General features: G+C 57.0%; 25 protein-coding genes. 11 read left to right on the top strand and 14 right to left on the bottom strand.

Going from position 1 to position 24,966, the window contains the following annotated elements; genetic code table 11:
• The first annotated feature begins 38 nt into the window (after positions 1 to 38).
• Entirely contained in the window at positions 39 to 1,571 is a 1,533-nt protein-coding gene (locus N5D22_RS15275; RefSeq protein WP_279656479.1) for an altronate dehydratase family protein, read from the top strand.
• A gap of 86 nt (positions 1,572 to 1,657) precedes the next feature.
• On the opposite strand, the gene purH is transcribed toward N5D22_RS15275, so the two are convergent.
• The 4 genes from purH to htpX form a co-directional block, all read right to left on the bottom strand.
• On the bottom strand, positions 1,658 to 3,274 hold the full coding sequence (gene purH / locus N5D22_RS15280) for a bifunctional phosphoribosylaminoimidazolecarboxamide formyltransferase/IMP cyclohydrolase (RefSeq protein WP_279656478.1): 1,617 nt from the start codon (positions 3,272 to 3,274) through the stop codon (positions 1,658 to 1,660).
• 153 nt (positions 3,275 to 3,427) lie between these two features.
• A complete protein-coding gene (locus tag N5D22_RS15285) occupies positions 3,428 to 5,095 on the bottom strand; it encodes a heparinase II/III family protein (RefSeq protein WP_279656751.1) in 1,668 nt (555 codons plus the stop codon).
• 125 nt (positions 5,096 to 5,220) lie between these two features.
• Positions 5,221 to 6,606: an RsmB/NOP family class I SAM-dependent RNA methyltransferase gene (locus N5D22_RS15290; protein ID WP_279656477.1), complete on the bottom strand. Its 1,386-nt coding sequence runs from the start codon at positions 6,604 to 6,606 to the stop codon at positions 5,221 to 5,223.
• The gene (gene htpX, locus N5D22_RS15295) at positions 6,603 to 7,568 is read right to left on the bottom strand and encodes a zinc metalloprotease HtpX (RefSeq protein WP_279656476.1); all 966 of its coding nucleotides are present in this window, start codon (positions 7,566 to 7,568) and stop codon (positions 6,603 to 6,605) included. The genes N5D22_RS15290 and htpX overlap by 4 nt, the downstream gene beginning before the upstream one ends.
• Before the next feature lie 116 nt (positions 7,569 to 7,684).
• Between htpX and N5D22_RS15300 the strand changes: the two genes are divergently transcribed.
• Complete coding sequence (locus N5D22_RS15300) at positions 7,685 to 7,897, top strand: DUF1674 domain-containing protein (RefSeq protein WP_279656475.1); 213 nt, start codon at positions 7,685 to 7,687, stop codon at positions 7,895 to 7,897.
• Between the two features lie 62 nt (positions 7,898 to 7,959).
• Here the strand turns inward: N5D22_RS15300 and N5D22_RS15305 are convergent, their stop codons facing one another.
• From N5D22_RS15305 to hemE, 8 genes are all read right to left on the bottom strand, one after another.
• Positions 7,960 to 8,841: a ParB/RepB/Spo0J family partition protein gene (locus N5D22_RS15305; protein ID WP_279656474.1), complete on the bottom strand. Its 882-nt coding sequence runs from the start codon at positions 8,839 to 8,841 to the stop codon at positions 7,960 to 7,962.
• A gap of 30 nt (positions 8,842 to 8,871) precedes the next feature.
• Positions 8,872 to 9,666 carry a ParA family protein gene (locus N5D22_RS15310; protein WP_279656473.1) on the bottom strand — a complete coding sequence of 265 codons (795 nt, stop codon included), beginning with the start codon at positions 9,664 to 9,666 and terminating at the stop codon, positions 8,872 to 8,874.
• Between the two features lie 19 nt (positions 9,667 to 9,685).
• Entirely contained in the window at positions 9,686 to 10,303 is a 618-nt protein-coding gene (rsmG, locus tag N5D22_RS15315) for a 16S rRNA (guanine(527)-N(7))-methyltransferase RsmG (protein WP_279656750.1), read from the bottom strand.
• An 11-nt stretch (positions 10,304 to 10,314) separates the two neighbouring features.
• Positions 10,315 to 12,198, bottom strand: coding sequence for a tRNA uridine-5-carboxymethylaminomethyl(34) synthesis enzyme MnmG (gene mnmG / locus N5D22_RS15320; protein WP_279656472.1), 1,884 nt, complete (start codon positions 12,196 to 12,198; stop codon positions 10,315 to 10,317).
• Between the two features lie 63 nt (positions 12,199 to 12,261).
• A complete protein-coding gene (gene mnmE / locus N5D22_RS15325; protein WP_279656471.1) occupies positions 12,262 to 13,593 on the bottom strand; it encodes a tRNA uridine-5-carboxymethylaminomethyl(34) synthesis GTPase MnmE in 1,332 nt (443 codons plus the stop codon).
• Between the two features lie 86 nt (positions 13,594 to 13,679).
• Complete coding sequence (gene rho, locus N5D22_RS15330; RefSeq protein ID WP_004444236.1) at positions 13,680 to 14,945, bottom strand: transcription termination factor Rho; 1,266 nt, start codon at positions 14,943 to 14,945, stop codon at positions 13,680 to 13,682.
• A 186-nt stretch (positions 14,946 to 15,131) separates the two neighbouring features.
• Positions 15,132 to 15,677, bottom strand: coding sequence for a protoporphyrinogen oxidase HemJ (gene hemJ, locus N5D22_RS15335; RefSeq protein ID WP_279656470.1), 546 nt, complete (start codon positions 15,675 to 15,677; stop codon positions 15,132 to 15,134).
• Positions 15,674 to 16,708 (bottom strand): uroporphyrinogen decarboxylase, encoded by a 1,035-nt coding sequence (gene hemE, locus N5D22_RS15340; protein WP_279656469.1) that lies wholly within the window; start codon positions 16,706 to 16,708, stop codon positions 15,674 to 15,676. The genes hemJ and hemE overlap by 4 nt, the downstream gene beginning before the upstream one ends.
• A 408-nt stretch (positions 16,709 to 17,116) precedes the next feature.
• On the opposite strand from hemE, the gene N5D22_RS15345 reads away from it, so the two are divergent.
• The 5 genes from N5D22_RS15345 to dnaQ are packed head-to-tail and all read left to right on the top strand — an operon-like array spanning position 17,117 to position 20,723.
• Positions 17,117 to 17,938, top strand: coding sequence for a kinase/pyrophosphorylase (locus tag N5D22_RS15345; protein ID WP_279656468.1), 822 nt, complete (start codon positions 17,117 to 17,119; stop codon positions 17,936 to 17,938).
• A gap of 33 nt (positions 17,939 to 17,971) precedes the next feature.
• Positions 17,972 to 18,571, top strand: a complete 600-nt coding sequence (locus N5D22_RS15350) for a Maf-like protein (protein ID WP_279656467.1) — start codon at positions 17,972 to 17,974, stop codon at positions 18,569 to 18,571.
• Positions 18,564 to 19,424 carry a shikimate dehydrogenase gene (locus tag N5D22_RS15355; protein WP_279656466.1) on the top strand — a complete coding sequence of 287 codons (861 nt, stop codon included), beginning with the start codon at positions 18,564 to 18,566 and terminating at the stop codon, positions 19,422 to 19,424. The genes N5D22_RS15350 and N5D22_RS15355 overlap by 8 nt, the downstream gene beginning before the upstream one ends.
• Positions 19,424 to 20,032, top strand: a complete 609-nt coding sequence (gene coaE / locus N5D22_RS15360; RefSeq protein WP_279656465.1) for a dephospho-CoA kinase — start codon at positions 19,424 to 19,426, stop codon at positions 20,030 to 20,032. The genes N5D22_RS15355 and coaE overlap by 1 nt, the downstream gene beginning before the upstream one ends.
• Positions 20,025 to 20,723 (top strand): DNA polymerase III subunit epsilon, encoded by a 699-nt coding sequence (dnaQ, locus tag N5D22_RS15365; RefSeq protein ID WP_279656464.1) that lies wholly within the window; start codon positions 20,025 to 20,027, stop codon positions 20,721 to 20,723. Before coaE ends, dnaQ begins: the two co-directional genes overlap by 8 nt.
• Before the next feature lie 94 nt (positions 20,724 to 20,817).
• On the opposite strand, the gene secB is transcribed toward dnaQ, so the two are convergent.
• On the bottom strand, positions 20,818 to 21,300 hold the full coding sequence (gene secB / locus N5D22_RS15370; RefSeq protein WP_279656463.1) for a protein-export chaperone SecB: 483 nt from the start codon (positions 21,298 to 21,300) through the stop codon (positions 20,818 to 20,820).
• A 100-nt stretch (positions 21,301 to 21,400) separates the two neighbouring features.
• Positions 21,401 to 21,937, bottom strand: a complete 537-nt coding sequence (locus N5D22_RS15375; RefSeq protein WP_279656462.1) for an FxsA family protein — start codon at positions 21,935 to 21,937, stop codon at positions 21,401 to 21,403.
• 140 nt (positions 21,938 to 22,077) lie between these two features.
• Here N5D22_RS15375 and N5D22_RS15380 point away from each other — a divergent pair, with 140 nt between their 5' ends.
• The 4 genes from N5D22_RS15380 to N5D22_RS15395 are packed head-to-tail and all read left to right on the top strand — an operon-like array spanning position 22,078 to position 24,816.
• Positions 22,078 to 22,776 (top strand): Tim44/TimA family putative adaptor protein, encoded by a 699-nt coding sequence (locus tag N5D22_RS15380; protein ID WP_279656461.1) that lies wholly within the window; start codon positions 22,078 to 22,080, stop codon positions 22,774 to 22,776.
• Positions 22,773 to 23,888: a murein transglycosylase A gene (locus N5D22_RS15385; RefSeq protein ID WP_279656460.1), complete on the top strand. Its 1,116-nt coding sequence runs from the start codon at positions 22,773 to 22,775 to the stop codon at positions 23,886 to 23,888. The genes N5D22_RS15380 and N5D22_RS15385 overlap by 4 nt, the downstream gene beginning before the upstream one ends.
• Positions 23,885 to 24,454, top strand: coding sequence for a Smr/MutS family protein (locus N5D22_RS15390; protein WP_279656459.1), 570 nt, complete (start codon positions 23,885 to 23,887; stop codon positions 24,452 to 24,454). The genes N5D22_RS15385 and N5D22_RS15390 overlap by 4 nt, the downstream gene beginning before the upstream one ends.
• A complete protein-coding gene (locus N5D22_RS15395) occupies positions 24,451 to 24,816 on the top strand; it encodes a helix-turn-helix domain-containing protein (protein ID WP_003521160.1) in 366 nt (121 codons plus the stop codon). The genes N5D22_RS15390 and N5D22_RS15395 overlap by 4 nt, the downstream gene beginning before the upstream one ends.
• Positions 24,817 to 24,966 lie beyond the last annotated feature (150 nt).

Genomic DNA, 24,966 nt, shown 5'->3' on the forward strand with positions numbered 1-24,966 from the left:
GAAACATAGCAGGCAATATACCGGGAGGAGGAAAATCCGTGAGTGAGAATTCCGAGGCAACCATTTTGCTGAACGCCAACGACAATGTCGCGGTGGCGCGTCGGTCCATTCCGGCCGGCGGCGCGACGGGCAGGGGCGGTCTGGCGGCGCTCGAACTGATCGGGCGCGGGCACAAGGTGGCGCTCAAATTCATCAAATCGGGCGATGAGGTGCTGAAATACGGACAGGTCATCGGTATCGCCACCCAGGATATCGAGCCCGGCCGGCACGTGCACCTGCACAATCTCGCCATGGTGCCTTCCGAACACGCACATCAGTTCAGCGTTGATATAGAAGAAAAGGGCATGGTGCCGGAAGCCGAGCGCCGGACGTTCAGGGGTTATGACCGCGGCCTCGGCGGCGTTGGGACACGAAACTATATCGGCGTCATCGCTTCGGTGAACTGTTCCGCCACGGTGTCGCGTTATATCGCGGATTATTTCAACAAGCAGGGCGGCCTTGATGGTTTCGACAATGTCGATGGCGTCGTCGCACTGACCCATGGCGGCGGCTGCGCGCTGAATACCAAATCGGAAGGTTACCGCCTGCTGATCCGTACCATCCAGGGTTATGCCCGCCATCCCAATTTCGGCGGCATTCTGCTGATCGGCCTCGGTTGTGAAACCAACCAGATCGCACCCATCCTCGAACACTACAAGATGGAAGAGGGTGAGCGGCTGCGCACAATGACGATCCAGCAGCATGGAGGCACCCGCAAGACGATCGATGCGGCAATTGCCGAGATTAGGGCCATGCTGCCGATGGTCAATGCCGCCCGCCGCACGGAACAGCCGCTCTCCAAGCTGAAAGTGGCGCTGGAATGTGGAGGCTCGGATGGTTATTCAGGCATATCCGCCAATCCGGCCCTGGGCTATGCATCCGATCTCATCGTCCGCAACGGCGGCACCACCGTCCTCTCGGAAACGCCGGAGATTTACGGGGCCGAGCATCTGCTGACAAAACGCGCCGTCACGCCCGCCGTGGCCGAGAAACTGCTGCAGCGCATCGACTGGTGGCGGGACTATACGGCCCGCAATGGCGATGAACTCAACAACAACCCCTCTCACGGCAACAAGCTGGGCGGCCTGACGACCATTCTGGAGAAATCACTGGGCGCGGTCGCCAAGGGAGGCTCCATGCCGCTGAAGGCGGTTTATGAATTTGCCGAGACCGTAACGGAACAGGGTTTCGTCTTCATGGATACGCCCGGCTATGATCCCGTTGCCGTCACCGGCCAGGTCGCCGGCGGCTGCAACGTCATCTGTTTCACCACCGGCCGCGGTTCGGTTTCGGGCTTCAAGCCGTCACCCTGCATCAAGATAGCCACCAATTCCGAAATGTATGAACACATGAAGGAAGACATGGATATCAATTGCGGCGAGATCGTCACCGGCGCTGAAACTATCGAAGAATCCGGCAAACGAATTTTCGAGCATATTCTGGCCGTCGCTTCCGGCGACAAGACCGTCAGCGAGATCTACGACTACGGCGACAATGAATTTGTGCCGTGGCAGGTTGGGGCCGTGACCTGAACCTGCGGCACCAAGACTGTCCCACGTGAAACAAGAGGCCCGGAAAGCGATTTCCGGGCCTTCGTTATTCCTGGTTGTTTCCGCGCTTAGTGGCGGAAGTGGCGCATGCCGGTAAAGACCATTGCCACATTATGCTCATTCGCGGCGTCGATCACTTCCTGATCGCGCATCGAGCCGCCCGGCTGGATGACAGCGGTAGCACCCGCAGCAATCGCGGCGAGCAAACCGTCGGCAAAGGGATAAAATGCTTCCGAAGCGACGGCGGAGCCGCGCGTCAACGGTTCGGCAAGGCCAAGAGCCTTGGCGGCATCTTCCGCCTTCTGGGCAGCGATACGGGCCGAATCCACACGGCTCATCTGGCCGGCACCGATGCCAGCGGTCTGCCCATCCTTGGCGTAAATGACGGCATTGGACTTCACATGCTTGGCGATCTTAAAGGCAAACTTCATGTCTTCAAGTTCCTGCGACGTCGGCGCACGCTTGGTGACGACCTTGAGGTCCAGATCCTCGACCATGCCATTGTCGCGGCTCTGCACCAGCAGGCCGCCCGAGACGGTCTTTGCGGTAATACCGGCCGCGCGTGGATCAGGCAGGCCACCAGCGGCCAGAAGGCGCAGGTTCGGCTTGCGGGCAATAATGGACTTGGCTTCTTCGGTCACATCGGGCGCAATGATGACTTCGGTGAAGAGCTTGACGATCTCTTCCGCCGTTTCCGCATCAAGCGTGCGGTTCAGGGCAATCACGCCACCAAAAGCGGAAACGGAATCGCATGCCAGCGCCCGCCGGTAAGCTTCGGCAAGTGTCGGACCCGTCGCCACGCCGCAGGGATTGGCATGCTTGATGATAGCGACTGCCGGCGCATTTCCCGGCAGGAATTCCGCCACGAGCTCGTAAGCTGCATCGGTGTCATTGATGTTGTTATAGGAAAGCTGCTTGCCCTGAAGAAGCGTCGCCGTTGCAACGCCAGGACGCTTTTCGCCGGTGAGGTAAAAACCAGCGCTCTGGTGCGGGTTTTCGCCATACCGCATCTTTTCCTTCAGCGCGCCGCCGATAGCGCGGTAATCCGGCGTTTCGATTGCAAGCGCTTCGGCGAACCAGTTGGAAATCACCGCATCATAGGCGGCGGTGCGAGCATAAGCCTTGGCGGCAAAACGCTGGCGCAGCGCATAGGACGTCTGGCCGTCATCAGCCTGCAGGGCCTCAACCAGATCGGGATAGTCAGACGGATCGGTAACCACCGTGACATACGCATGATTCTTGGCGGAAGCGCGGATCATCGCCGGGCCGCCAATATCGATGTTTTCCACCGTCGTTGGATAATCGCCACCCTTGGCGCGAACTTCCTCGAAGGGATAGAGATTGATGACCGAGAGGTCGATCGCCTCGATGCCGTGCGCCTTCATCGCCTCGACATGCTCCGCATCGTCCCGGATGGCAAGGAGCCCGCCATGGACATTGGGATGCAGCGTCTTGACGCGGCCGTCCATGATCTCGGGAAAATTCGTTACGTCGGAGACATCCGTCACAGGCAGGCCTGCTTCGGCAATGGCTTTCGCCGTTCCGCCAGTCGACAGCAGCTTGACGCCAAGCTTCGACAGAACCGTCGCCAGCTCGATAATGTCAGTCTTGTCGGACACCGAAAGAAGCGCCGTGCGGATTTTGACCTTATCGGGGGCGGGGATTTTTTTGGACGCGACGGCCATCGGGCATACTCCGTTTCACGGGGAGGACAGGCTGGAATGGGAATGATCCAGCAATTGCCGCCGCGTTAACACAGCTTATCGCATTAATAAACAGCGGGGACGCAGAACGGCGAGAACTATGCAGTTTTTGCCCGGCTGAGCCGGAAAAATTGCCTAGGCTTGACGTTCGATCAGCCAGCGAATTTCCCGTGTATTCACGAGATTGAAGGGAAGCTCGATCTGCTGCGAGGGACGCATGCCCGACGCATCGGCCATGAAGACATCCTCGGTAACAAAAAGCTCCAGTCCAGGCGCGGAAAACAGCCAGGTGGTTCCGTCGGCGGCCTCCAGATAGACCGACTCCTCATCCCGCTGGTGCAGCTGTATATGGGGATGAATATGGAAACGCGACACGGCCGAGACTGACTGCAACTGCGCCTTCGTCGCACTTTCATCCGCTCGAAGCAGGTCGCGGCCTTTTATCTTGGTGCCTGCCGCATTCAATTCTATTTCCCGTTCGTGATAACAGCCGAAATTCTGCAGATAGCCGTCATGGGACGCCCATAGGACGTCGTTACCATTTGCATCCATTCCACGTCGGCTATCGACCTCACTCACACCTGAAACCATGATCGGGCCAAGCAGCCTGGAACGCGACAATCTGCAAGACGAAGTATCCGCAAGCGTAACAGTGGAATGCGCCGCAGTGGACCGACTGGCCCGCTGGTATTCCGGCGCGGCGTTGCGCGGAAAACCGGAATTGACGATGAACCGGTTCTTGCCGCAGGACATTTCGAAGGACAGGCACCCCGAATGGGCACTCCGTGAAAGTTCCGCCGAGCCGGGGTGACCTGTGTCCACGATGATGACCGTCTCATCCGTCGCAAGCCGGTGATAATTCACATCCGGAAGGACCCTGGATGGCCGGCCGGCGGTTTCATCGTAACGCAGCACGGAAACGAGTTCGTTGGCAAGCGTCGCCGTCGCACCGTTGAACAAGGCGAGATCGCCGCCCTGATGCCGGAAAAACCGGATCGCCGGAAACATCCGGTCAATCGCCGGCACCAGACCGGGGGGCAGATCGTGGCCGAGGTTGATGTAGCTTTGCCGCAGCGGCAGAAGATCAAGCAACAAATCCAGCATCACCCGCGGATTACGGGAAACATGCCCGCCATCGGGCAGAATCTGGCGTTCCATTTCCTGAGCCAGCTTCGTTCCGTTCCGGGTGATCCGCGACAAACGTGTGGGCATGGCGATGGAAGCCATGGCAAGCGCGATCCTGATCCTCAGCCGCGCTTCGCCATCCGGCGCATGTTTAACGATCCGCTCGAGATAACGCACGTGGAAGGCAAGGCTTTTCAGGAAACGGCGATAAAAACCCGCATCGGCCTCATACAAAACCACGGGAGAATGCGAAAGCCAGGCAATCAGCCGCTGCGCCGCAATTTCCGGTGACCAGGCGGTCCCGGTAAGCCGTTTGCCGTGAAGTGCCATCCACTCGGCAACGATACGGCGCGCCCGTTTGCAGGCTTCGCTCGATTTATCCGAGCGAATATGCCGCAGCCAGCTGAATGCATGCAGCCGCTCTTCAAAAACCGCCGAAGGATATTCCACCTGAAATGGCGAAGCGCCAGCGGTTTCGACCACCCGCCCGGCCAATGCAATGCGGCCGCGCAACAGTTCCTCGGCGAAATAGGGATCGATTGCCCTGAGATCGGTCGGCGCGGCCACCAGACCATCGGGCACGCGGTTGGCAAACCGCGACATATGCAAACGCAAAGGCGTGAGGCCGACACACAGATGACGATACGCCATCCGCGACAGAAGACCGGCGGCATTCATGCTGCCTGCAAAGGACCCTAACAAGCTGTGTTTCCCGTTTCACATGTTTTGTTTTTATCAGTGAACCGCGACGACCGGAACGTTTTCGATAAATATCTAATGATTCGCGAAAGCTTGGCTTTTTTCTACTTCTTACGCAAGACACTGCTAAAAAACCCATCGACGCCGCCGAACATGTCAGGCGTCGTGCGAAGATCGCCATCGGTGCTGATCGCGGCCTCCATTCCGGGCCAATCCTCCCTGCGCACGGCGACACGCTCGACACCCGGATGTTCCGCCAGAACATCGGCAATCATCGCTTCACCCTCGGAAGGATCGAGCGAACAATTGGAGAAGACCACGAGGCCGCCGGGACCTACCAGGGTCAGCGCATGCCGCAACATCTGGCCCTGAAGCGCGGCAAGCTTGGCAATGTCGTTTTCATCCTTGGTCCAGCAGACATCGGGATGCTTGCGGAGTGTTCCTGTGGAAGAACAGGGTGCATCGAGAAGAACAGCGTCGAAAAGCTGCTCCGGCTGATACTTCAGCATGTTAACCTCAACCGTTTCAGCCTTGAGGCCAAGCCGGTCGAGATTTTCCCGCAGACGGCGGAGGCGATTGCCGGACTGGTCCAGCGCCGTTACCCTGGCGCCCGCCAGAGCAAGCTGAGCAGTCTTGCCACCCGGCGCAGCGCAGAGATCGGCGACGCGTTTGCCGGAGATATCGCCGAGCAGCCTGACCGGCATGCTGGCCGCAAGATCCTGCACCCACCATGCACCCTCGGCAAAACCGTCAAGCGACGGAATCTGGCCTTCAAATTCCCCCAGGCGCACGCTGCCATTCGGCATGAGCGTGCCGCCCAGTTTCTCCGCCCAAAGAGCGGGATCGGCCTTGACCGTGAGATCAATGGAAGAGGGCGTCAGCTGCGCCTCCGAAATCCTCTGAGCCACCTCATCGCCATAAGCCGAAACGAGCCGCGCATAGAACCAATCCGGCAGCACCGCAACATCGGCGATCGCCTTTTCAATCTCCGTTTTTTCACGGCCGAGTCGTCTGAGCACGGCATTGACCAGTTTGACGAAACGGCGATTGCGCGGATCGCGGTGAGCCTGCTCCACCGCCAGATCGACAGCGGAATGATCGGGCACATCAAGATAGAGCATTTGCGCCGCACCGACGACAAGAACATGATGCAGCGACCGCGCACCCTGCGGTAGCGGGCCGTCAAGCAGCATCGACAACGCCGCCTCGATGCGGGGAAGATGGCGAAGCGCGCTGTTGACGATGGCCCTCACGAGTGCCCGGTCCGCAACGGACAGGGCGCGGTAGATGGGATTACCGTTTTCGCTATCGAGCATTCCATCGAGTGAAGTCTTCTTCTCAAGCACGGCCGCCAGAATGCGGGTGGCGGCAATGCGCGCGGCAAGGCCCGGCTTATCCTGGAAAGACGAAGGGCCGTCTTCACGGCCCCTTCCATTTCCCGGCCTCGGTTTTCTGGACCGCACCGGCTTATTCTGAATATCGGATGTCAAGACCACGGTCCCTTGCGCTCGTTTTCATCGCCTCGTCCCCAGCCTGTTTTGGGTACGGAGCCTGCTTTGCGCAAGGGTCTATCACCCGAGGGCGGCGGCGTCGATCCTCGCGGCGAAAACTCCTGCGCCATGGCGTGCAGTGCCGCCACGCGGTTCTCCGTATTTGGATGGGTGGAAAAGAGATTATCCATGCGCTCGCCGGAGAGGGGATTGATGATGAACATATGCGCCGTCGCCGGATTGCGTTCGGCGTCATCATTGTGAATGCGCTGAGCCATGCCCGAGATTTTTTGCAGGGCCGAGGCGAGCCAGAGCGGGTTGCCGCAGATTTCCGCGCCCCGCCGGTCGGCTGAATATTCCCGCGTGCGGCTGATCGCCATCTGCACCAGCATTGCCGCCAACGGCGCCACGATCATTGCGACCAAGACGCCGATGAAACCCAGCGGGTTATTATTATTTTCCCTGTTGCCACCAAAGAAGAAAGCAAAATTGCCGAGCATGGATATCGCACCCGCCAGCGTGGCTGTTATCGTCATGGTCAATGTATCGCGGTTCTGCACATGCGCGAGTTCATGCGCCATGACACCGGCCACTTCCTCCGGCGTCAGGCGTTCCAGCAGTCCGGTCGAGGCGGCGACAGCCGCGTTCTGCGGATTTCGACCGGTGGCGAAAGCATTGGGCTGCGGGCTGTCGTAAATATAGACCTTCGGCATTGGCAGACCGGCATTCTGCGAGAGATCGCGGATCATGTGAAAGAATTCGGGCGCATTCGCTTCATCGATCTCCCGCGCATGATAGGCGGAGAGAACCATCCTATCCGAATTCCAATAGGAAAAGAGATTCATACCGGCGGCGATGAGCAGCGCAATCATCATACCGCCCTTGCCGCCAATCAGAAAACCGACACCCATGAACAATGCGGTCATGAAGGCCAGAAGCATTGCCGTGCGCATCATGTTCATCCGTCAAATTCTCCTTATCACTTATCCGGGATATTGCAGGGTTTATAAAACCCGTTCGATTATATAATCTGGTACGCGGCAAACGTATTTCAATATCCCGTCATAGGGAGGATTTCATGCAGAATGCGGATAATGACAACACCACGGACAAGGACGTGGAAAAGGTGAAGCAGCTTTCGCCCGCGGCGCAACGTGCTTTGCAGGAAGCGGAAGAGCGCCGTCGGCAACAGGCGGACCTTCAGTTGCCGCCTGAAACGGGTGGACGCGGCGGCGCGGAACCGGTGCGTTTCGGTGACTACGAAATAAAAGGCCGGGCCATCGATTTTTGAGCCTTCCTGGAATGAAAATACCCGCCAAATGCGGGTATTTATCAATTAAAACAGTTGTTTAACTATTTCTGTTCCAACAGCCGGCAGACGGCCTCAAGCTGTTCCAGCGTACGGTAGCCGATACGAATCTGCCCAGATCCGCCCTTGTGGCTTATCTTTACATCAAGGCCAAGTGCGTCAGAGAGGCTGCGTTCGAGCGCAATCGTATCCGAATCCTTCTCCGCACTCGGGCGCTTTTCAGCAGTTTCACCCTGTGATTTGATATCGTTTTGCGCCAGACGCTCGGCATCACGCACCGACAGTCCTTTTGACACGATTGTCCGCGCCAACGTCGCCGGATCGGAGGTGGACACCAGCGCCCGTGCGTGACCGGCAGAAAGCGAGCCATCCGACAGCATATCCCGCACCGGATCAGGCAACTTGAGGAGCCGCAAACTATTGGCAACGTGGCTCCGGCTTTTGCCGATGATTTCACCGAGATCGTTCTGCGTATAGCCATGTTCGGCGATCAGCTGCTCATACCCCATCGCTTCTTCAAGCGGATTGAGATCGGAACGCTGCACGTTTTCGACAATGGCGAGTTCCAGCGCCGTGCGATCATCCACATCACGAACAATGACAGGCACATCCGTGAAGCCGGCCAGCTGCGCCGCCCGCCAACGCCGCTCACCGGCGATAATCTCGTAACGGTTGACCGCAACCGTTCGTACGACCACAGGCTGAACAATTCCGTGCTGGCGAATAGAAGCTGCAAGATCCTGCAGCTCATTCTCATCAAAATGACGCCGCGGGTTTCTCTGGCTGCGAGCGATGAATTCTATCGGAATGGTACGATCAGCGTTAACAGCGCGCTGAGGCTCACCCACCGGTACGGGCTGGTCCATTTCTCCGATCAATGCGGCAAGACCGCGCCCTAGCCGACGCTTGGAAAGATCATCACTCATAAGATATTACTCCATACATTCCAGCAAACGTCAGGCGGCTTTCCGCAGGCGCTCTCTCTGGATCACTTCGGATGCCAGTTGCAGATAAGCCTGGCTGCCGGCGCACTTCAGATCATAGAGAATTGCCGGCTTACCATAGGACGGCGCTTCGGAAACACGTACATTGCGCGGAATGAGCGTGTGGTAAACCTTTTCTCCGAGATGCGTTCGCACATCCGTAACGACCTGCTGCGCTAGATTGTTGCGCGCATCGAACATCGTCAGAACGATACCCTGTATATCCAGTTGCGGATTGACCGAACCCCGTATCTGACTGACCGTATCAAGCAACTGGCTGAGGCCCTCCAGCGCAAAAAACTCGCATTGCAGCGGCACCAGCACGGAATGCGCTGCCGTCATGGCGTTCATGGTCAGGAGATTAAAGGAGGGCGGGCAATCAACGAGAATATAGGAATAGTCTCTGGCTTGCTCTGTTTCCATCGCCGCTCGCAACAGGAAAACGCGGTTGGAAACATTTGCAACCTGCATCTCGAAACCAAGCAGGTCCATCGTGGAAGGCACGATATCGAGATTGGGAACCGCCGTGGGAACGGCAACTTCCGCCACACCATGGTCTCCGACCAGAAGATCATAGGATGAAAGCTTGCGTTCCTTGCGGTCAATTCCAAGTCCGGTGCTCGCATTGCCCTGCGGGTCCAGGTCGACGATCAGCACGCGCTCACCAATGGCCGCCAGCGCAGTAGCCAGATTGATAGCCGTCGTCGTTTTACCAACGCCGCCTTTCTGGTTTGCAACTGCGATAATTCGATTTTTTTCAAAAGTCATGCCGCACCTGGCCAGCTTATCAGCGCCTCAATGAGAGGTTGCTGATTTCAAGAACAACAGAATCTGCCTCAATGGCACTCTGATGTTTTACCAGATCAAACTCCCAGCGACCATGTGCTTTCTGTACTTCAGAATCATAATCCCGGCCTTTATTGAAATAGGCCTTGAGGTTTGGGTTAATCTGCGCCCAGGGATGAATATAATCAAAAAGCAGATCCAGCTCGGCAAGGGCCCGTGCGGAAACAGCATCGCAATTTATGAGAACCTCGGGTGCCCTCTCAATTCTGACGGGATGCACCGCACCCCTTGCGCCAGTCTCTTTCAGCGCAATTCGCAGAAATGCTGCCTTTTTATTGTTGCTTTCGACGAGATCCACCCAACCATCACCGAGCTCCGCGAGAAAAATCGCCGTAATGACGCCCGGAAAGCCGCCGCCACTGCCGAGATCGATCCATTTCTTCGGGTGAGGGGAGAGTTGAAAGATTTGCGCGCTATACGCAACGTGCCGACTCCAAAGCTCGGTTAGAGTGGAAGGCGCTACCAGATTGGTGGTTTTATTCCACTTCTTAAAAAGCTCGACAAAATGTTCGAGCCTCTCCTGTGTTTCACGTGAAACACTCTGGCCGTTTATCTTTATAATCCGACTCGCTATTGGTGCATGCGCAATTTTTCACTTCGCGTTGCGGACTCTTTCCGCAGCAGTGCGAGCAGCAGCGATATCGCAGCCGGTGTCATGCCGTCAACACGGGCAGCTTGGGCAATATTCTCGGGGCGCGCTTTTTCCAGCTTTTGTTTAAGCTCGTTGGAAAGACCAGACAGGCTTTGAAAATCGAAGTCGCCAGGAATTTTCCTGTCTTCATCCCGTTTGATATCGACAATGTCGGCGCTCTGCCGTTGCATATAGACGGCGTAACTCGCTTCGATCTGCAACACCTCTGCAACCTTGCTGTCGAGCTTGTGCAGTTCCGGCCAATGTTCCGCCAGTGCCTGCAATGTCATATCAGGATAGGCGAGCAGCTCATAAACGGAACGGCGCTGACCGTCCTGATTGAGTTTCAACCCCTGCTTTGCCGCCTGGGAAGGGCTGATGGAGAGGTTTTTCATCAAGGCGCGACCGCTATCCAGATCGGAGATGAAATCGGCAAAGCGCTCCCAACGATCCTTGCCTACGATGCCAGCCTTCAGTGCAACAGGTGTAAGCCGCAGATCCGCATTATCCACACGCAGCGAAAGACGATACTCCGCTCTGGATGTGAACATACGGTAGGGTTCGCTGACGCCTTTCGATGTCAGGTCGTCAATCATCACGCCGATATAGGATTCAGTTCGGCTGAAATAAAGCGGATCAGCGTTGCCCGCATAAAGTGAAGCATTCAGCCCGGCAACCAGGCCCTGAGCACCGGCTTCTTCATAACCCGTTGTGCCATTGATCTGACCAGCAAGAAAGAGCCCCGGAATTTTCCGGCATTCAAGAGACGGTTTCAGTTCTCGAGGATCAACGTAGTCATATTCGATCGCATAGCCCGGCTGAAGAATGGTGACCTGTTCGAGACCAGGTATCGTTCGGATAAATTGTTCCTGAACGGCAGCGGGCAGGGAGGTTGAAATGCCGTTAGGATAGATCGTGTGGTCGTCCAGGCCCTCCGGCTCCAGAAATATCTGGTGGCCATCGCGTTCACCGAAACGGGTGATCTTGTCCTCGATTGACGGGCAATAGCGTGGGCCAACACCTTCGATCTGCCCCGAATACATCGCAGACAGGTGGATATTATCCTGAATTACCTTATGACCGGCAGACGTGGTGCGGGTGACACCACATTCGATTTGCGGATTGAGAATTCGGTCCGTCATGAATGAAAACGGCACCGGGTCCTCGTCGGCAGCCTGCCGATCCACGGCATTCCAGTCAATCGTTCGTCCATCCAATCGGGCAGGGGTGCCGGTTTTCAACCGTCCCATCGCGAGACCAAGGCGCGAGAGCGTTTCCGAAAGGCCGAGAGACGGCATTTCCCCAACCCGTCCAGCCGGAATCTTTTCGGAACCGATATGAATAAGGCCACGCAGAAAAGTGCCGCTGGTCAGGACGATTGCACCGCAAGGAATCCGGCTACCATCTTTCATGATAACGGCCGCGACGCGACCATCGGCCATTTCAATATCGAAGGCGTCACCCTCAATAATGGTCAGGTTCCCGATCGCATCGATCTCCCGCTGCATGGCTTCGCGATAAAGCCGCCGATCGGCCTGCGTGCGCGGTCCGCGAACGGCGGGACCTTTTTTACGATTGAGCATACGGAACTGGATACCCGCCGCATCGGCAACCCGGCCCATCAGCCCGTCAAGTGCATCGATTTCCCGAACGAGATGACCTTTACCCAGACCGCCGATGGCAGGGTTACAGGACATGACCCCAATCGTCTCACGCTTATGAGTAATGAGCGCGGTCTTTGCACCATGTCTCGCGGCGGCGGCCGCAGCTTCGCTGCCCGCATGGCCTCCACCAATAATAATGACATCGAATGACTGGTGCATATTCCTGCGCCCTGTTCTCTCAACATCGACATTACCGTATCGGCCGCCGATGTTTCACGTGAATCATTTTCCTATGCAGAATTCCGAGAAGATCACACCCAGCAAATCTTCCACATCAACGCGGCCGGTGATTCGTCCGAGCGATGTCGCGGCGAGCCTTAAATATTCGGACCTGATAGCAAGGTCCAGAGTCTCGGAATCGAGCGCATCACTAACATAGTTCAGCGTCTCTTCAAGTCGTTTTTTATGCCGGGCGCGAGCAGGAACCAAAGTCTGTCCGGCGCCAACTCTCATTTCTATTTCCTGCTTGATCACCGACCGCAATTCGCCGAGGCCGGAACCTTCCTTGGCCGAAATGAACAAATCAAATCCCTCAGCCGAACCCGGGGATGATAGCGCGGTTTTGGTTCTAATGCGCAAATGGTTCCTATTCTCCAATAGGACCGTTGATTGTTTCGGAGTCGAATCTTTATCCTGGAGCAATAGGATAAGATCGGCGCTTTCCGCCGTCAGGACCGCCCGGCGCACGCCCTCCTGCTCCACGACGTCCTGCGTGTCGCGAATTCCCGCGGTGTCGAAAATCCGAACCAGATACCCGTCAAGATTGATATCCACACTCAGAACGTCTCTCGTTGTCCCGGCAATATCGGTAACGATCGCAATATCGCGGCCGCTCAGGGCATTAAGAAGTGTCGATTTACCCGCGTTTGGTTCGCCCACCAGCGCGACCTTGAAGCCGTCGCGGATGATTTCGCTGCTTCCACCACTCTGGAGATGGCCGCTGATTTCGTCCTTCAGCGCGGCCACCGCATCCCAGACCTGGGCAGCCACGGATTCCGGGACATCCTCCTCGTCGGCGAAATCCAGTTCCGCCTCGATAAGGGCGCGGGCGCGGGTCAAACGGCTGGCCCAGCCATCGTAGAGCGCCGACAGTCTACCGGTGCTTTGCTCCACCGCCAGTCGCCGCTGCATTTCCGTTTCCGCCTGCAACAGATCCGCCAGTCCTTCGACCTCAAGCAGGTCCATCTTTCCGTTGTCGAAGGCCCTGCGGGAAAATTCTCCGGCATCCGCAGGCCGAAGTCCTTCTAGGCTTTCAAGTTCGACGAAAATCGAAGCCATCACCGCGCGGCTGCCATGACTGTGAATCTCAACGCAGTTTTCACCCGTAAAGGAACGGGGCGCAGGAAAAACAATCACCAGTGCCTGGTCGATAATGTCACCGTTTCGATTCCGAATCGAACGAAGGTTCGCCCTTCTCGGTGAAGGGGAATCCCGGCCTGTCAGCAGCTTCAACGCGTCAAAAGCCCTCGATCCGCTGATCCGGAGAACAGCAACACCCGCCGGCAGGGCGCCGCTGGAAAGCGCATAAATCGTATCGGCGGAAGCTGGCATCATTCACCTCGGTCTGAAACAGTCAAGCCGCACCCGAACGAACGGATACGGCTTTAAAGCTCTTATGATGAATCCGGCTAAAGTACGGATCAGGTATTCATCGATTCGAAGAAGTCCGAATTGTTCTTGGTCTGCTTCAGCTTGTCGATCAGGAATTCGATGGCGTCCATCGTTCCCATCGGTGCAAGAATACGGCGAAGAACGAAAATCTTCTGCAGATCCTGACGAGGCACCAGCAGGTCTTCCTTACGCGTGCCGGATTTCAGAATATCCAGCGCCGGGAAGATGCGCTTGTCTGCGACCTTGCGGTCGAGCACGATTTCCGAGTTACCGGTACCCTTGAATTCTTCGAAGATGACTTCATCCATACGGCTGCCGGTATCGATCAGCGCGGTGGCGATAATGGTGAGCGAACCGCCCTCTTCGATGTTACGAGCCGCACCGAAGAAACGCTTCGGGCGCTGCAGGGCATTGGCATCCACACCACCGGTCAGAACCTTGCCGGAGGAAGGAACAACCGTGTTATAGGCGCGGCCAAGGCGGGTGATCGAATCCAGCAGGATAACGACGTCGCGACCGTGTTCAACCAGGCGCTTTGCTTTTTCGATCACCATTTCGGCGACCTGGACGTGACGGACAGCCGGTTCGTCGAAGGTGGAGGAGACAACCTCGCCCTTCACCGAACGCTGCATGTCGGTGACTTCTTCCGGGCGCTCATCGATCAGGAGAACGATCAGGTAACATTCCGGATGGTTTGCCGTGATGGAATGGGCGATGTTCTGCAGCAGAACGGTCTTACCGGTGCGCGGCGGCGCCACGATCAGTCCACGCTGGCCCTTGCCGAGCGGCGCGACGAGATCGATGACACGCGACGACAGGTCCTTCGAGGTCGGAACATCCAGTTCCATCTTGAAGCGCTCATTCGGGTAGAGCGGCGTCAGATTGTCGAAGTGAACCTTGTGGCGGATCTTTTCGGGGTCGTCAAAATTGATCGTGTTGACCTTGAGAAGAGCGAAATAACGCTCACCTTCCTTGGGGCCTCTGATCGGACCTTCAACGGTATCACCGGTCTTCAACGAGAACCGGCGGATCTGCGAGGGCGAAATATAGATGTCGTCCGGACCGGGCAGATAGTTTGCATTTGCAGAACGCAGGAACCCGAACCCGTCCTGCAGGACCTCAACGACGCCTTCGCCGATGATTTCGATGTCCTGGCTCGCGAGAACCTTGAGGATTGCGAACATGAGCTCCTGCTTGCGCATGGTGCTCGCATTTTCAACTTCCAGGGATTCGGCAAAAGTCAGCAAGTCGGTAGGCGATTTGCTCTTAAGTTCCTGAAGCTTCATTTCAGCCATGAAGAGAAGACCGTTTGATAATGTAATGTCGGGGGAGGGCGTGTTCGCGAATCAGATGCTGTGGGAGATACCGCAGATGACTGAATAATTCACATGCCACGAAGATGAGTGGCCCGAAAATAGCGATTGAACACGGCCGCTGCAAGAGGAAAGCACGAATTCCGCGAAATTTATCGTCGTACCGACTTAACCGAAGGGTTTCACAACCACAAGTATGACAATCAGGATCATCAGCAGCGTCGGAACTTCATTCATCAACCGCCAGTGACGGGCAGGTCGCGTATTTTCATCCCGCGCAAAACGTTTCGCACTGCGACTGAAATAAACATGGGTGATGGTCAAAAGCACCACGAGCCCGATCTTTGCATGCAACCAGCCGCCGGAAAAACCATAAACGGACCAGGCGAGATAAAGTCCCAGTATCCAGGATATCATCATTGCCGGGTTCATGATCACCTTGATCAGCCGTTGCTCCATCACCTTGAAGGTTTCGGATTGCTGCGAACCGGCAGGAGCGTCGGTGTGATAGATGAAAAGCCGCGGCAGGTAAAAAATCGCCGCCATCCAGGAAATCACGGCAATGATATGCAGCGCCTTGATCCAGAGATACAGATCGGTCGGATCGGCATAGAACAGCAAAGCGATGAAAGCCGCAAAAACCCCCAGGGCGATACCGGCGCGCAAAGCGGCCCTGTTCCCAGAACGGGCGGAAGTCTGTTTCTCGTCGCTCATGCCCCGCCCCCCTCACCACGCACCCGCTGAACCAGCCGGGTGACATTCTCCGGATCAGCCTGGGGCGTGATGCCATGACCGAGATTGAAGATCAGCGGGCCCTGTCCCAGAGCCTGCAGCACCGCGTCGATACCATCCTGCAAGGCCTTGCCGCCCGCCACCATCAGCATGGGATCCAGATTACCCTGCACCGGGCCTTCCTTCTGCAAATCCGCAGCGAAGCTCAAAGGCACCGACCAGTCCAGGCCAATGGCATCGGCCCCGGTCTTGCGGCGATAATCCTTCAGAAGATAACCGGCCCCCTTGGCGAAAGCGATAATCTTCGCGTCGGGCCGGCGGGCCCGCACCGATGCAATAATGCGCGCCACCGGCTTTACTGCATAATCCTCGAATTCCTTTTCGCCCAGCACGCCGGCCCAGGAGTCGAAGATTTGCACGGCATCGGCCCCGGCATCGATCTGCGCCACCAGATAATCGGCGGAAACCTCGGCGAGAAAGGCGAGCAGCTTTTCCATGGCCGCCGGCTCCCTATAACCGAACAGCCGCGCCGGCGCCTGATCCGGCGTTCCGTGACCGGCGATCATATAGGTCGCAACAGTCCAGGGCGCGCCGCAAAAACCAAGAAGCGTCGTCTCATCCGGTAATGAGGTGCGTAGACGCCGAACCGTTTCGAAAACAGGCGAGAGATGCGCCATGACGCTCGACGCATCAAGCTTTTCGATACCGCTTACATCAATCGGGTCCATGGCCGGACCCTTTCCCTCGCTGAACGACACATTGCGGTGAAGCGCGTCAGGTATCACCAGAATATCGGAAAACAGAATAGCGGCGTCCAGCCCGAACCGGCGAATGGGTTGGAGTGTTACTTCCGTCGCCAGCTCGGGGTTATAACAGAGATCGAGGAAACTTCCGGCACTCTTTCGCGTTTCCCTATACTCGGGAAGATAGCGCCCGGCCTGGCGCATCAGCCATATAGGCGGCGGTGTGACCGTCTGCCCGTTCAACACCGTCATAACCTTGCGTTCGCTCATGGCACCCAGCTTCTAAAAAATAAAATCAAAGAGATTTAAAAGATTTTCTATTTCTTAGAGTCTGTGGGTAGCAAGGATTAAAATCATTCCAGTCGAAATGCCGCAGCCGCAAAGTTTTAAGTGCGCCTGCGGATTTCATTGGCCCGCCTGTTTTGGAATAATCTGGAAAATAGAAGTTTTATAAATAACTTCATGTATTTACGGTGATACAGAAAAACAGGACAGCTGTGGATAATCTGGGGAAAATTTCGAACAGTTTCACATTCTTCCAACAATTCACAGGCACGTCGGAGACGATTGAAGCCACTTGCGGATTGTGGAAAAAGACCACCTTATTCACATCGCGGTTCGGCCCGCAGGACAATTCGGAGATTTGTCCCGGTTTATCAACAGCGGGAGAAAAACAGCGTGGAGAACAAAAAAAGCTTCTTCCATCTGCACCTGATTTCGGACTCAACGGGAGAGACTCTGATGTCGGCGGGTCGTGCCGTCTCCGCCCAGTTCCACGCTTCCATGCCGGTGGAACATGTCTATCCGATGATCCGCAACCAGAAGCAGCTCGCGCAGGTGGTGGATCTCATCGATAAGGAACCGGGCATCGTCCTTTATACGATTGTCGACCAGCAGCTGGCCGAGTTCCTCGATCTGCGCTGCCATGCGATCGGGGTGCCCTGCGTTAATGTGCTTGAACCGATCATCGGCATTTTCCAGACTTATCTCGGCGCGCCATCCAGACGGCGGGTAGGGGCGCAGCACGCCTTGAATGCGGATTATTTCGCCCGCATCGAGGCGCTTAATTTCGCCATGGACCACGATGACGGGCAGATGCCGGAGAACTACGACGAGGCGGACATCGTCATTGTCGGCATCAGTCGCACATCGAAAACGCCGACCAGCATCTATCTCGCGAATAGAGGCGTAAAGACCGCAAACATACCGGTCGTTCCCAATGTGCCTTTGCCCGATAGTCTCTATGCCGCCACCCGGCCGCTGATCGTCGGTCTTGTCGCGACATCGGATCGCATATCCCAGGTACGCGAAAACCGCGAGCTGGGCGCAACGGGCGGATTTGACAGCGGCCGGTACACGGATCGCGCCACCATCATGGAAGAGTTGAAATATGCACGCGCGCTCTGCGCCCGCAATAATTGGCCGCTGATCGATGTCACCCGTCGCTCCATCGAGGAAACGGCCGCCGCTATCCTTGCCCTTCGTCCGAGGACGCGATAATCCGGATCGCACCATTCGGAGAGCAGACAGTCGATGAAACAAGAGCTGATCCTTGCCTCGTCCAGCGCATCCCGCCAGATGCTGATGCGCAACGCAGGGCTGACATTTTCAGCGATCCCGGCGGATATTGACGAGCGCGCACTCGATGAGCGGCTGGAGCGAGATGGCGCCAGCCCGGAAGAGGTTGCGCTGGAATTAGCCAAGGCCAAGGCTCTTGCCGTCAGCGCGCTTTATCCGGAAGCACTGGTCCTCGGCTGCGACCAGACGATGGCGCTTGGCGCCCGCGTCTACCACAAGCCGAAAACCATGGTGGAGGCCGAGGCGCATCTGCTGTCATTGTCCGGCAAGGTTCATCGCCTGAACAGCGCTGCCGTTCTCGTTCAACATGGTGAGGTACTGTGGCAGATCGTTTCCAGCGCCGAGCTGGCCGTTCGCACTTTGAGCGCAGAATTCGTTTCCCGTCACCTGCACCGGGTGGGGGAAAAGGCCTTGAGCAGTGTCGGCGCCTACCAGCTTGAGGGAGAGGGAATCCAGCTATTCACCTCGATCGAGGGCGATTATTTCACCATTCTTGGCCTGCCGCTTCTGCCGCTTTTATCGAAACTGCGCGACATGGATGTCATCGATGGCTGATTCACGTGAAACATTAACCATAAACGCCTTCGTTGTAGGTTACCCGATCAAGCATTCGCGATCACCCATCATCCATTCTTACTGGTTGAAGAAATTCGGCATAGCCGGTTCCTATAAAGCTGTTGAAGTCTCTCCGGATGATTTCACGAATTTCATCGCAGTGCTGAAGCAGGGTAAGCCGGGCACGCCGGTCGGCGGCAATGTCACCATCCCCCATAAGGAAGCCGCTTATCGGCTGGCGGACAGGCCCGATGCCCTGGCGGAAGAACTCGGCGCCGCCAACACTGTGTGGGTGGAGGGGGGCGAGCTTCACGCTACCAATACGGATGGTTATGGTTTTGTCTCCAATCTCGATGAGCGACATCCGGGCTGGGACAAGACTGAGCGGGCAGTGGTTCTGGGTGCCGGTGGCGCAAGCCGGTCGGTCATTCAGTCCCTGCGCGATCGCGGTATTGCCGAGATCCACGTCCTCAATCGTACCGTCGAACGTGCGCGCGAACTGGCCGACCGTTTTGGGCCACGGGTCTTTTCCCACCCCCAGGCAGCGCTTCATGAGGTCATGCAGGGCGCTGGGCTTTTCGTGAATACGACATCGCTCGGCATGGATGGAACGGAAGCGCCGCATCTCGATTTTTCGCCCTTGGCCGCCCAGGCGGTCGTGACCGATATCGTCTATGTGCCTTTAAAGACCCCGATCCTGAAGATGGCGGAAGAGCAGGGCATCGCAACGGTCGACGGACTGGGCATGCTGCTTCATCAGGCAAAACCCGGTTTCAGCCGGTGGTTCGGCAAGATGCCTGAGGTTGATGAAACCCTGCGTTCGCTCATCATCGCGGACATGGAGAAACATTGATGATTGTCATCGGTCTCACCGGCTCGATTGGAATGGGAAAAACGACGACCGCCAAGCTGTTTGCGGGGGAAGGGGTTCCGGTTCTCGATTCGGATGAGGTCGTGCACGGGCTTTATCGCGCGGAAGCCGTTCCGCTGCTCGAAGCAGCTTTTCCGGGCACCACCGTTTCCGGTGTAGTGGACAGGCAGAAACTTGGCGAAGTTTTGCGGCAGAATCCGGCTAATTTTGGCAAACTGGAGGAGATTGTGCACCCGCTGGTGCGCAAAAGGCAGGAAGCCTTTCTGGCAGCGGCAAGGAAAGAGGATCGACAATTCGCTCTCCTCGATATTCCCCTGTTGTTCGAAACCGGGGCGGAAAGCCGTGTCGATAAGGTCGTGGTGGTGAGTTGCGCGCCGGAGATTCAGCGTGAGCGGGTTTTGTCGCGCCCCGGCATGACCGAAGAAAAGTTCGAGATGATCCTCGCCCGGCAGATGCCCGATGCGGAGAAGCGCCGGCGTGCCGATTTTATCGTCGACTCCGGAAATGGTGCCGAAGCGGCACGGGATCAGGTAAGAGAGATTTTGCAAAGATTGGCCGATCAGTCGCGCCGCGGAGAGACGAATGCGTGAGATCATTTTCGATACGGAAACCACCGGCCTTGAATCAAAGCTTGACCGCGTCATCGAAATTGGCGGTATCGAGCTGATCAACCACTTTCCCACCGGCCGCACGCTGCATCTCTACATCAGCCCGGAAGATCGCAAGGTTCACCCCGATGCGCTTGCGGTTCATGGTATCACCGACGAGTTTCTGAAAGACAAACCGAAATTTGCTGAGGTCGTGGACCAGATTCGCGATTTTTTCGATGGCGCGCGCTGGGTAGCGCATAATGCGACATTCGACATGGGCTTCATCAATGCGGAATTCGCCCGCCTCGGTATTGAGCCCGTCGCTGCCGATCTGGTGACGGATACGCTTTCGCTTGCCCGTCGCAAGCACCCTATGGGGCCGAATTCGTTGGATGCGCTTTGCCGTCGTTACGGTATCGACAATTCCCACCGCACCAAGCACGGCGCGCTTCTCGACTCTGAACTGCTTGCCGAGGTCTATATTGAAATGATTGGCGGGCGTCAGACGGCGCTCGGCTTTGGATCAGCCGCCAAGCAGGAAACTGTCGTCATCGAGGAAGACACGCCGCTTGAGCCGCTGCAACGGCCGACAGCCTTGCCCTCAAGACTGGATGCAGAAACGGTCGCGGCTCATGGAAAACTCGTTCTCGGCATGGGCGACAAGGCGATCTGGAACCGCTACCAGAATTGACATCAGCCAACGACGAAATGGCATATGCGGATAAAGAAAAACCCGGGCGATGAACCCGGGTTTTTTATCTGGGATAAAAAGCGGTGATTTCCGCTTAGTTCGGTACGGCCTGAACCTGGGCCTTCGCCTGTTCCTCGGCAACGCGCTGTGCGAACATCTGCGCGAAATCGATCGGGTCGATCATCAACGGCGGGAAGCCGCCATTGCGGGTGACGTCGGCGATGATCTGGCGGGCGAAGGGGAAAAGCAGGCGCGGGCACTCGATGAACAGGACCGGCAGCATATGTTCCTGCGGGAAGCCGGCAATGCGAAACACGCCGCCATAAACCAGCTCGGCAGCGAACAGGACTTTTTCGCCATCCTTGGCTTCCGCGTTCAGCGTCAGGACAACATCGAAATCCGAGCCCGAGATAGGGTTGGCATTGACGTTGACATTGATGTTGATCGACGGCGCATTGTCACGGGCCTGAAGCGAACGAGGCGCACCCGGGTTTTCGAAGGAGAGATCCTTGATGTACTGGGCAAGAATGTTGAGAGAAGGGCTAACTGCGCCCTGTGCGCCATTTTCAGCGGTCATTACGTTTCCTCGCGGCGTGAATTCGTGGAAGGCGGTCTATCATTTCGACCGGGGGCTTACAACCCTTCGTGATAGGCTCGTCACCATCCATTCCGCCCGGTCAGGGTTTGGGCAGGTCGCGATCGTCCGGCTTGTGCGACCAGGGAGACTCGTTCGGGCCTTCACGGTGAAATTCCTCTTCGTCCAGATCCACCACCTTGGAATTGCCCGGGGTTCCCGGACCATTGCGGAACCCGGAATAACCGGAGGACTGGGGTCCGGATTGTCTGAATGAACCCGCCACGATGATGCGTGGTCCGAAGGCCTTCCAGAAAAACCGGCGAATGGCCGGGGAAAGAAGCAGGAGACCGATGATATCGGTGATGAAACCCGGAATGATAAGCAGCAACCCGGCAACAACACGCATGGCGCCATTAACGAGCTCATCGGCCGGCTGTGTTCCGGTGCGTCCGGCGTTCTGAAGATTTCTCACCATGCCGATGCCGCCGAGACGCAGGATGAGCAAACCCAGGAACGACGTGAAAAGAACAAGCGCCAGAGTCAGCCACAGGCCGATTGCCTTGCCGACGATGATGAAGCCGGCAATTTCGAGAATGGGCATCATCAGAATGACGATGGGGAAAAAGGAAAAACGCATCTTCTAGCCTTGCGTGTGCATCTCTGGCAGATTGCCGGTTCCCGGAACACCGATGATTGAATCTGCACATTTGAATGATGATAAGATGCAGACTATATGATGGTGTGGTTTTCGAATTTAAATGGCGGTTTTGGTAAAAGATGGGCTTCAGCGACTTTATCACATTGTTTTTTCTCGTTGCAGCGGTGCTGATTTTCTTTCAGCTTCGCAGTGTCCTTGGCCGCCGCACGGGCAACGAGAAGCCGCCATTCGACCCCTATAGCCCCCGTGATGTGGCAAAAGGACCCGTCGCCGACGATAACAAGGTCGTGACCTTGCCGAAACGCAGCGAGGCGGAAGATGAGAACCGCTTCGCCGAAGCGGATGCGCTTGCGCCCGCCGATACGCCGCTTAATGCATCGCTGCGCGACGTGATGACCAAGGACCCGTCTTTCCGGCCGAAGGAATTCCTGAACGGTGCCCGGATGGCATACGAAATGATCGTCATGGGCTTTGCCGATGGCGACCGCAAGACGCTCAAGAACCTTCTGTCGAAGGAGGTTTTCGATGGTTTCGAGGCGGCGATTTCCGAGCGGGAAAGCCGTGGCGAGGTGGTGAAGTCTACCTTCGTCGGCATCGAAAAAGCCGATATTACCCAGGCCGGTGTTCGCGATTCCGAAGTGCAGGTCACGCTGCGGATTGTCAGCCAGCTGATTTCGGCGACCTATGACAAGGACGGCAAGCTGGTCGATGGCGATCCCGATGCGGTTGCGGAGGTGGATGACATCTGGACCTTCTCACGCGATATCCGCTCGCGCGATCCGAACTGGAAGCTGATCGCCACCGAATCCGAGCAATGAATACGCCATTTTCGATTGATGAAGTGTCTTTCCGCGATCTGCCCGGATGGCGGGAAGACGATCCCGCCACGCTTCTTCCGGCGATGGCAACGATCCTGTCGCATCTTCGCGGTGCCAAACCCTACAGGACCGGTACGCTCGGGGTGAGTGCGGCCGAGCTGGTTTCCCTGCTGGAGGCTGCCGAGGCAAGGGAAGAAGGGGATACACCCGAGCAGGCACGTCAGTTTTTCGAAACCAATTGTGTGCCGTTCAGGATTTCTCCCTCTCAGGGAAAAAGCGGCTTCGTGACCGCATTTTATGAGCCCGAGCTGCAAGTGTCCGCCACGCCTGACGACATCTGGCGTTATCCGATCTACCGCCGACCGCCGGAACTGGTGGATGTTGATGACAGCAATCGGCCGGCCGGTTTCGATGTGTCCTATGCTTTCGGCAAGGCGGATAAGGACGGCATATCCTGTTTTCCCGACCGCCGGGCAATCGATGAAGGCTATTTGCAGGGCAGGGGCTTAGAGATTGCCTGGGCAAGATCGAAGGTCGACCTGTTTTTTGTTCATGTGCAGGGCGCAGCCCGTCTGGTGTTTCCGGATGGCGCGGTAAAACGCATCACCTATGCGGCGAAGGCCGGGCATCCCTTTTCGCCGATCGGTCGTCTGCTTCTCGATCGCGGGGAACTCGATCCTGAAACGATCTCGATGCAGACGATCCGCAAATGGCTCGCCGATCATCCCGATGAGGTGGACGGGGTGCTGTGGCACAATCGTTCCTACATTTTTTTCCGGGAGGCGGAAGTTGCCGATTTGAATATGGGGCCGATTGCCGCCGCCAAGGTGCCGCTGGTTGCCGGGCGTGCGCTTGCGGTGGACAGGCTCATCCATACCTTCGGTCTTCCATTTTTCATCCACGCGCCGACGCTGACCCATCTGGATGATGGAAAACCTTTTGCCCGGCTGATGCTGGCGCTCGATACGGGCTCGGCCATTGTCGGCCCGGCGCGCGGTGATATTTTCACCGGGTCCGGTTTTGAAGCCGGTGAGCTTGCCGGCCCGGTGCGCAATGAGGCCGATTTTTATATACTGCTGCCGCGGGCCGCTGCGGAGAGGTATCGGCGATGAAGGGCAGTCGAAAGCTCGGCAAGGAAGAACGTGTTCTGTGGGGAAAGGTCGCAAAAACCACGCGGCCGATTTCCGGCAGGCTGGAAGACCTGCTGGCTTTCGACGACGTGGAGGAGGCGCCCGCGGAGCCGGTTCTCCCGCAGGCCGGCAAAAGCGCCTTTCCGCGCATGCTTGTGGAAGCGGCCGAGGTATCGCCTGCGACGTCCGATAAAAAGCCGAAAATCCATCAACCGCTGGAAAAACCGGTCAAGCGCAAGCTCACGCGTGGCCGGTTGCCGCTGGAAGGACGGATCGATCTGCACGGCATGTTCCAGAGCGAAGCCCATGCGGTGCTCCTGGATTTTCTGTTGCGGGCGCATGAGCGAGGTCTTCGCCACGTGCTCGTCATCACCGGCAAGGGGCGTTCAATCGGTAGCGACGGTGCGTTGAAAAGGGCGGTGCCCATGTGGTTCTCCAAACCGGAATATCGCTACCTGATCTCATCTTATGAGGATGCATCTGCCAATCACGGCGGCGACGGCGCGCTTTATGTGCGGCTTTCGCGACGGCGGGGTGAAAAATCATGACGCCCTTTGCGGAGGCCGTGCGGCAGCTGCGTGAGCGCAAAGGTGTGACCCAGAAGGAAATGGCCGCCGCAATCGGCGTGTCGCCGGCCTATCTTTCAGCGCTGGAGCATGGCAAGCGCGGCAAGCCGAGTTTCGATCTGCTCCAGCGCATCGCCGGATATTTCAACATCATCTGGGACGAGGCGGAGGAATTGTTTTTTCTGGCCGGCTCGTCCGACCCTAAAGTAGTGATCGACACCATCGGCCTGCCGCCGCAATATACGGCTTTCGCCAACCGTCTCGCACGGGATATTCGCAAGCTGCCGCCGAGTGTGGTAGAGGAACTGTCAGCCGTGCTGCAAAAAAGCCGTTCTTGCGATTGAAACCCCTCTATCCCCTGCTTTATGCAGCATCCTGAAGCAGGTGGCCTTTGGGATTGGGTATAGAATTTCTATAGTCGCATGTCGGATTTGAGTGATTCGCTGGCTTCAGGCCCTCTCACTGGAAACCTGGCCAGGAAAACTTTGGAAAGA

This window comes from Agrobacterium sp. GD03872 (assembly GCF_029840625.1).
Lineage (GTDB): Bacteria > Pseudomonadota > Alphaproteobacteria > Rhizobiales > Rhizobiaceae > Agrobacterium > Agrobacterium fabrum_A.

Excerpts from the sequence above, each read along its gene's own strand:
- N5D22_RS15390 (WP_279656459.1), top strand. The coding sequence starts at position 23,885 with ATGAAGGGCAGTCGAAAGCTCGGCAAGGAAGAACGTGTTCTGTGGGGA.
- N5D22_RS15285 (WP_279656751.1), bottom strand. The coding sequence starts at position 5,095 with ATGAATGCCGCCGGTCTTCTGTCGCGGATGGCGTATCGTCATCTGTGT.
- N5D22_RS15300 (WP_279656475.1), top strand. The coding sequence starts at position 7,685 with ATGCAGAATGCGGATAATGACAACACCACGGACAAGGACGTGGAAAAG.
- N5D22_RS15305 (WP_279656474.1), bottom strand. The coding sequence starts at position 8,841 with ATGAGTGATGATCTTTCCAAGCGTCGGCTAGGGCGCGGTCTTGCCGCA.
- mnmG (WP_279656472.1), bottom strand. The coding sequence starts at position 12,198 with ATGCACCAGTCATTCGATGTCATTATTATTGGTGGAGGCCATGCGGGC.
- purH (WP_279656478.1), bottom strand. The coding sequence starts at position 3,274 with ATGGCCGTCGCGTCCAAAAAAATCCCCGCCCCCGATAAGGTCAAAATC.
- N5D22_RS15375 (WP_279656462.1), bottom strand. The coding sequence starts at position 21,937 with ATGCGTTTTTCCTTTTTCCCCATCGTCATTCTGATGATGCCCATTCTC.
- N5D22_RS15395 (WP_003521160.1), top strand. The coding sequence starts at position 24,451 with ATGACGCCCTTTGCGGAGGCCGTGCGGCAGCTGCGTGAGCGCAAAGGT.
- hemJ (WP_279656470.1), bottom strand. The coding sequence starts at position 15,677 with ATGAGCGACGAGAAACAGACTTCCGCCCGTTCTGGGAACAGGGCCGCT.
- htpX (WP_279656476.1), bottom strand. The coding sequence starts at position 7,568 with ATGAACATGATGCGCACGGCAATGCTTCTGGCCTTCATGACCGCATTG.
- hemE (WP_279656469.1), bottom strand. The coding sequence starts at position 16,708 with ATGAGCGAACGCAAGGTTATGACGGTGTTGAACGGGCAGACGGTCACA.
- N5D22_RS15350 (WP_279656467.1), top strand. The coding sequence starts at position 17,972 with ATGAAACAAGAGCTGATCCTTGCCTCGTCCAGCGCATCCCGCCAGATG.
- N5D22_RS15310 (WP_279656473.1), bottom strand. The coding sequence starts at position 9,666 with ATGACTTTTGAAAAAAATCGAATTATCGCAGTTGCAAACCAGAAAGGC.
- coaE (WP_279656465.1), top strand. The coding sequence starts at position 19,424 with ATGATTGTCATCGGTCTCACCGGCTCGATTGGAATGGGAAAAACGACG.
- mnmE (WP_279656471.1), bottom strand. The coding sequence starts at position 13,593 with ATGATGCCAGCTTCCGCCGATACGATTTATGCGCTTTCCAGCGGCGCC.
- N5D22_RS15385 (WP_279656460.1), top strand. The coding sequence starts at position 22,773 with ATGAATACGCCATTTTCGATTGATGAAGTGTCTTTCCGCGATCTGCCC.
- N5D22_RS15380 (WP_279656461.1), top strand. The coding sequence starts at position 22,078 with ATGGGCTTCAGCGACTTTATCACATTGTTTTTTCTCGTTGCAGCGGTG.
- rho (WP_004444236.1), bottom strand. The coding sequence starts at position 14,945 with ATGGCTGAAATGAAGCTTCAGGAACTTAAGAGCAAATCGCCTACCGAC.
- N5D22_RS15355 (WP_279656466.1), top strand. The coding sequence starts at position 18,564 with ATGGCTGATTCACGTGAAACATTAACCATAAACGCCTTCGTTGTAGGT.
- dnaQ (WP_279656464.1), top strand. The coding sequence starts at position 20,025 with ATGCGTGAGATCATTTTCGATACGGAAACCACCGGCCTTGAATCAAAG.
- secB (WP_279656463.1), bottom strand. The coding sequence starts at position 21,300 with ATGACCGCTGAAAATGGCGCACAGGGCGCAGTTAGCCCTTCTCTCAAC.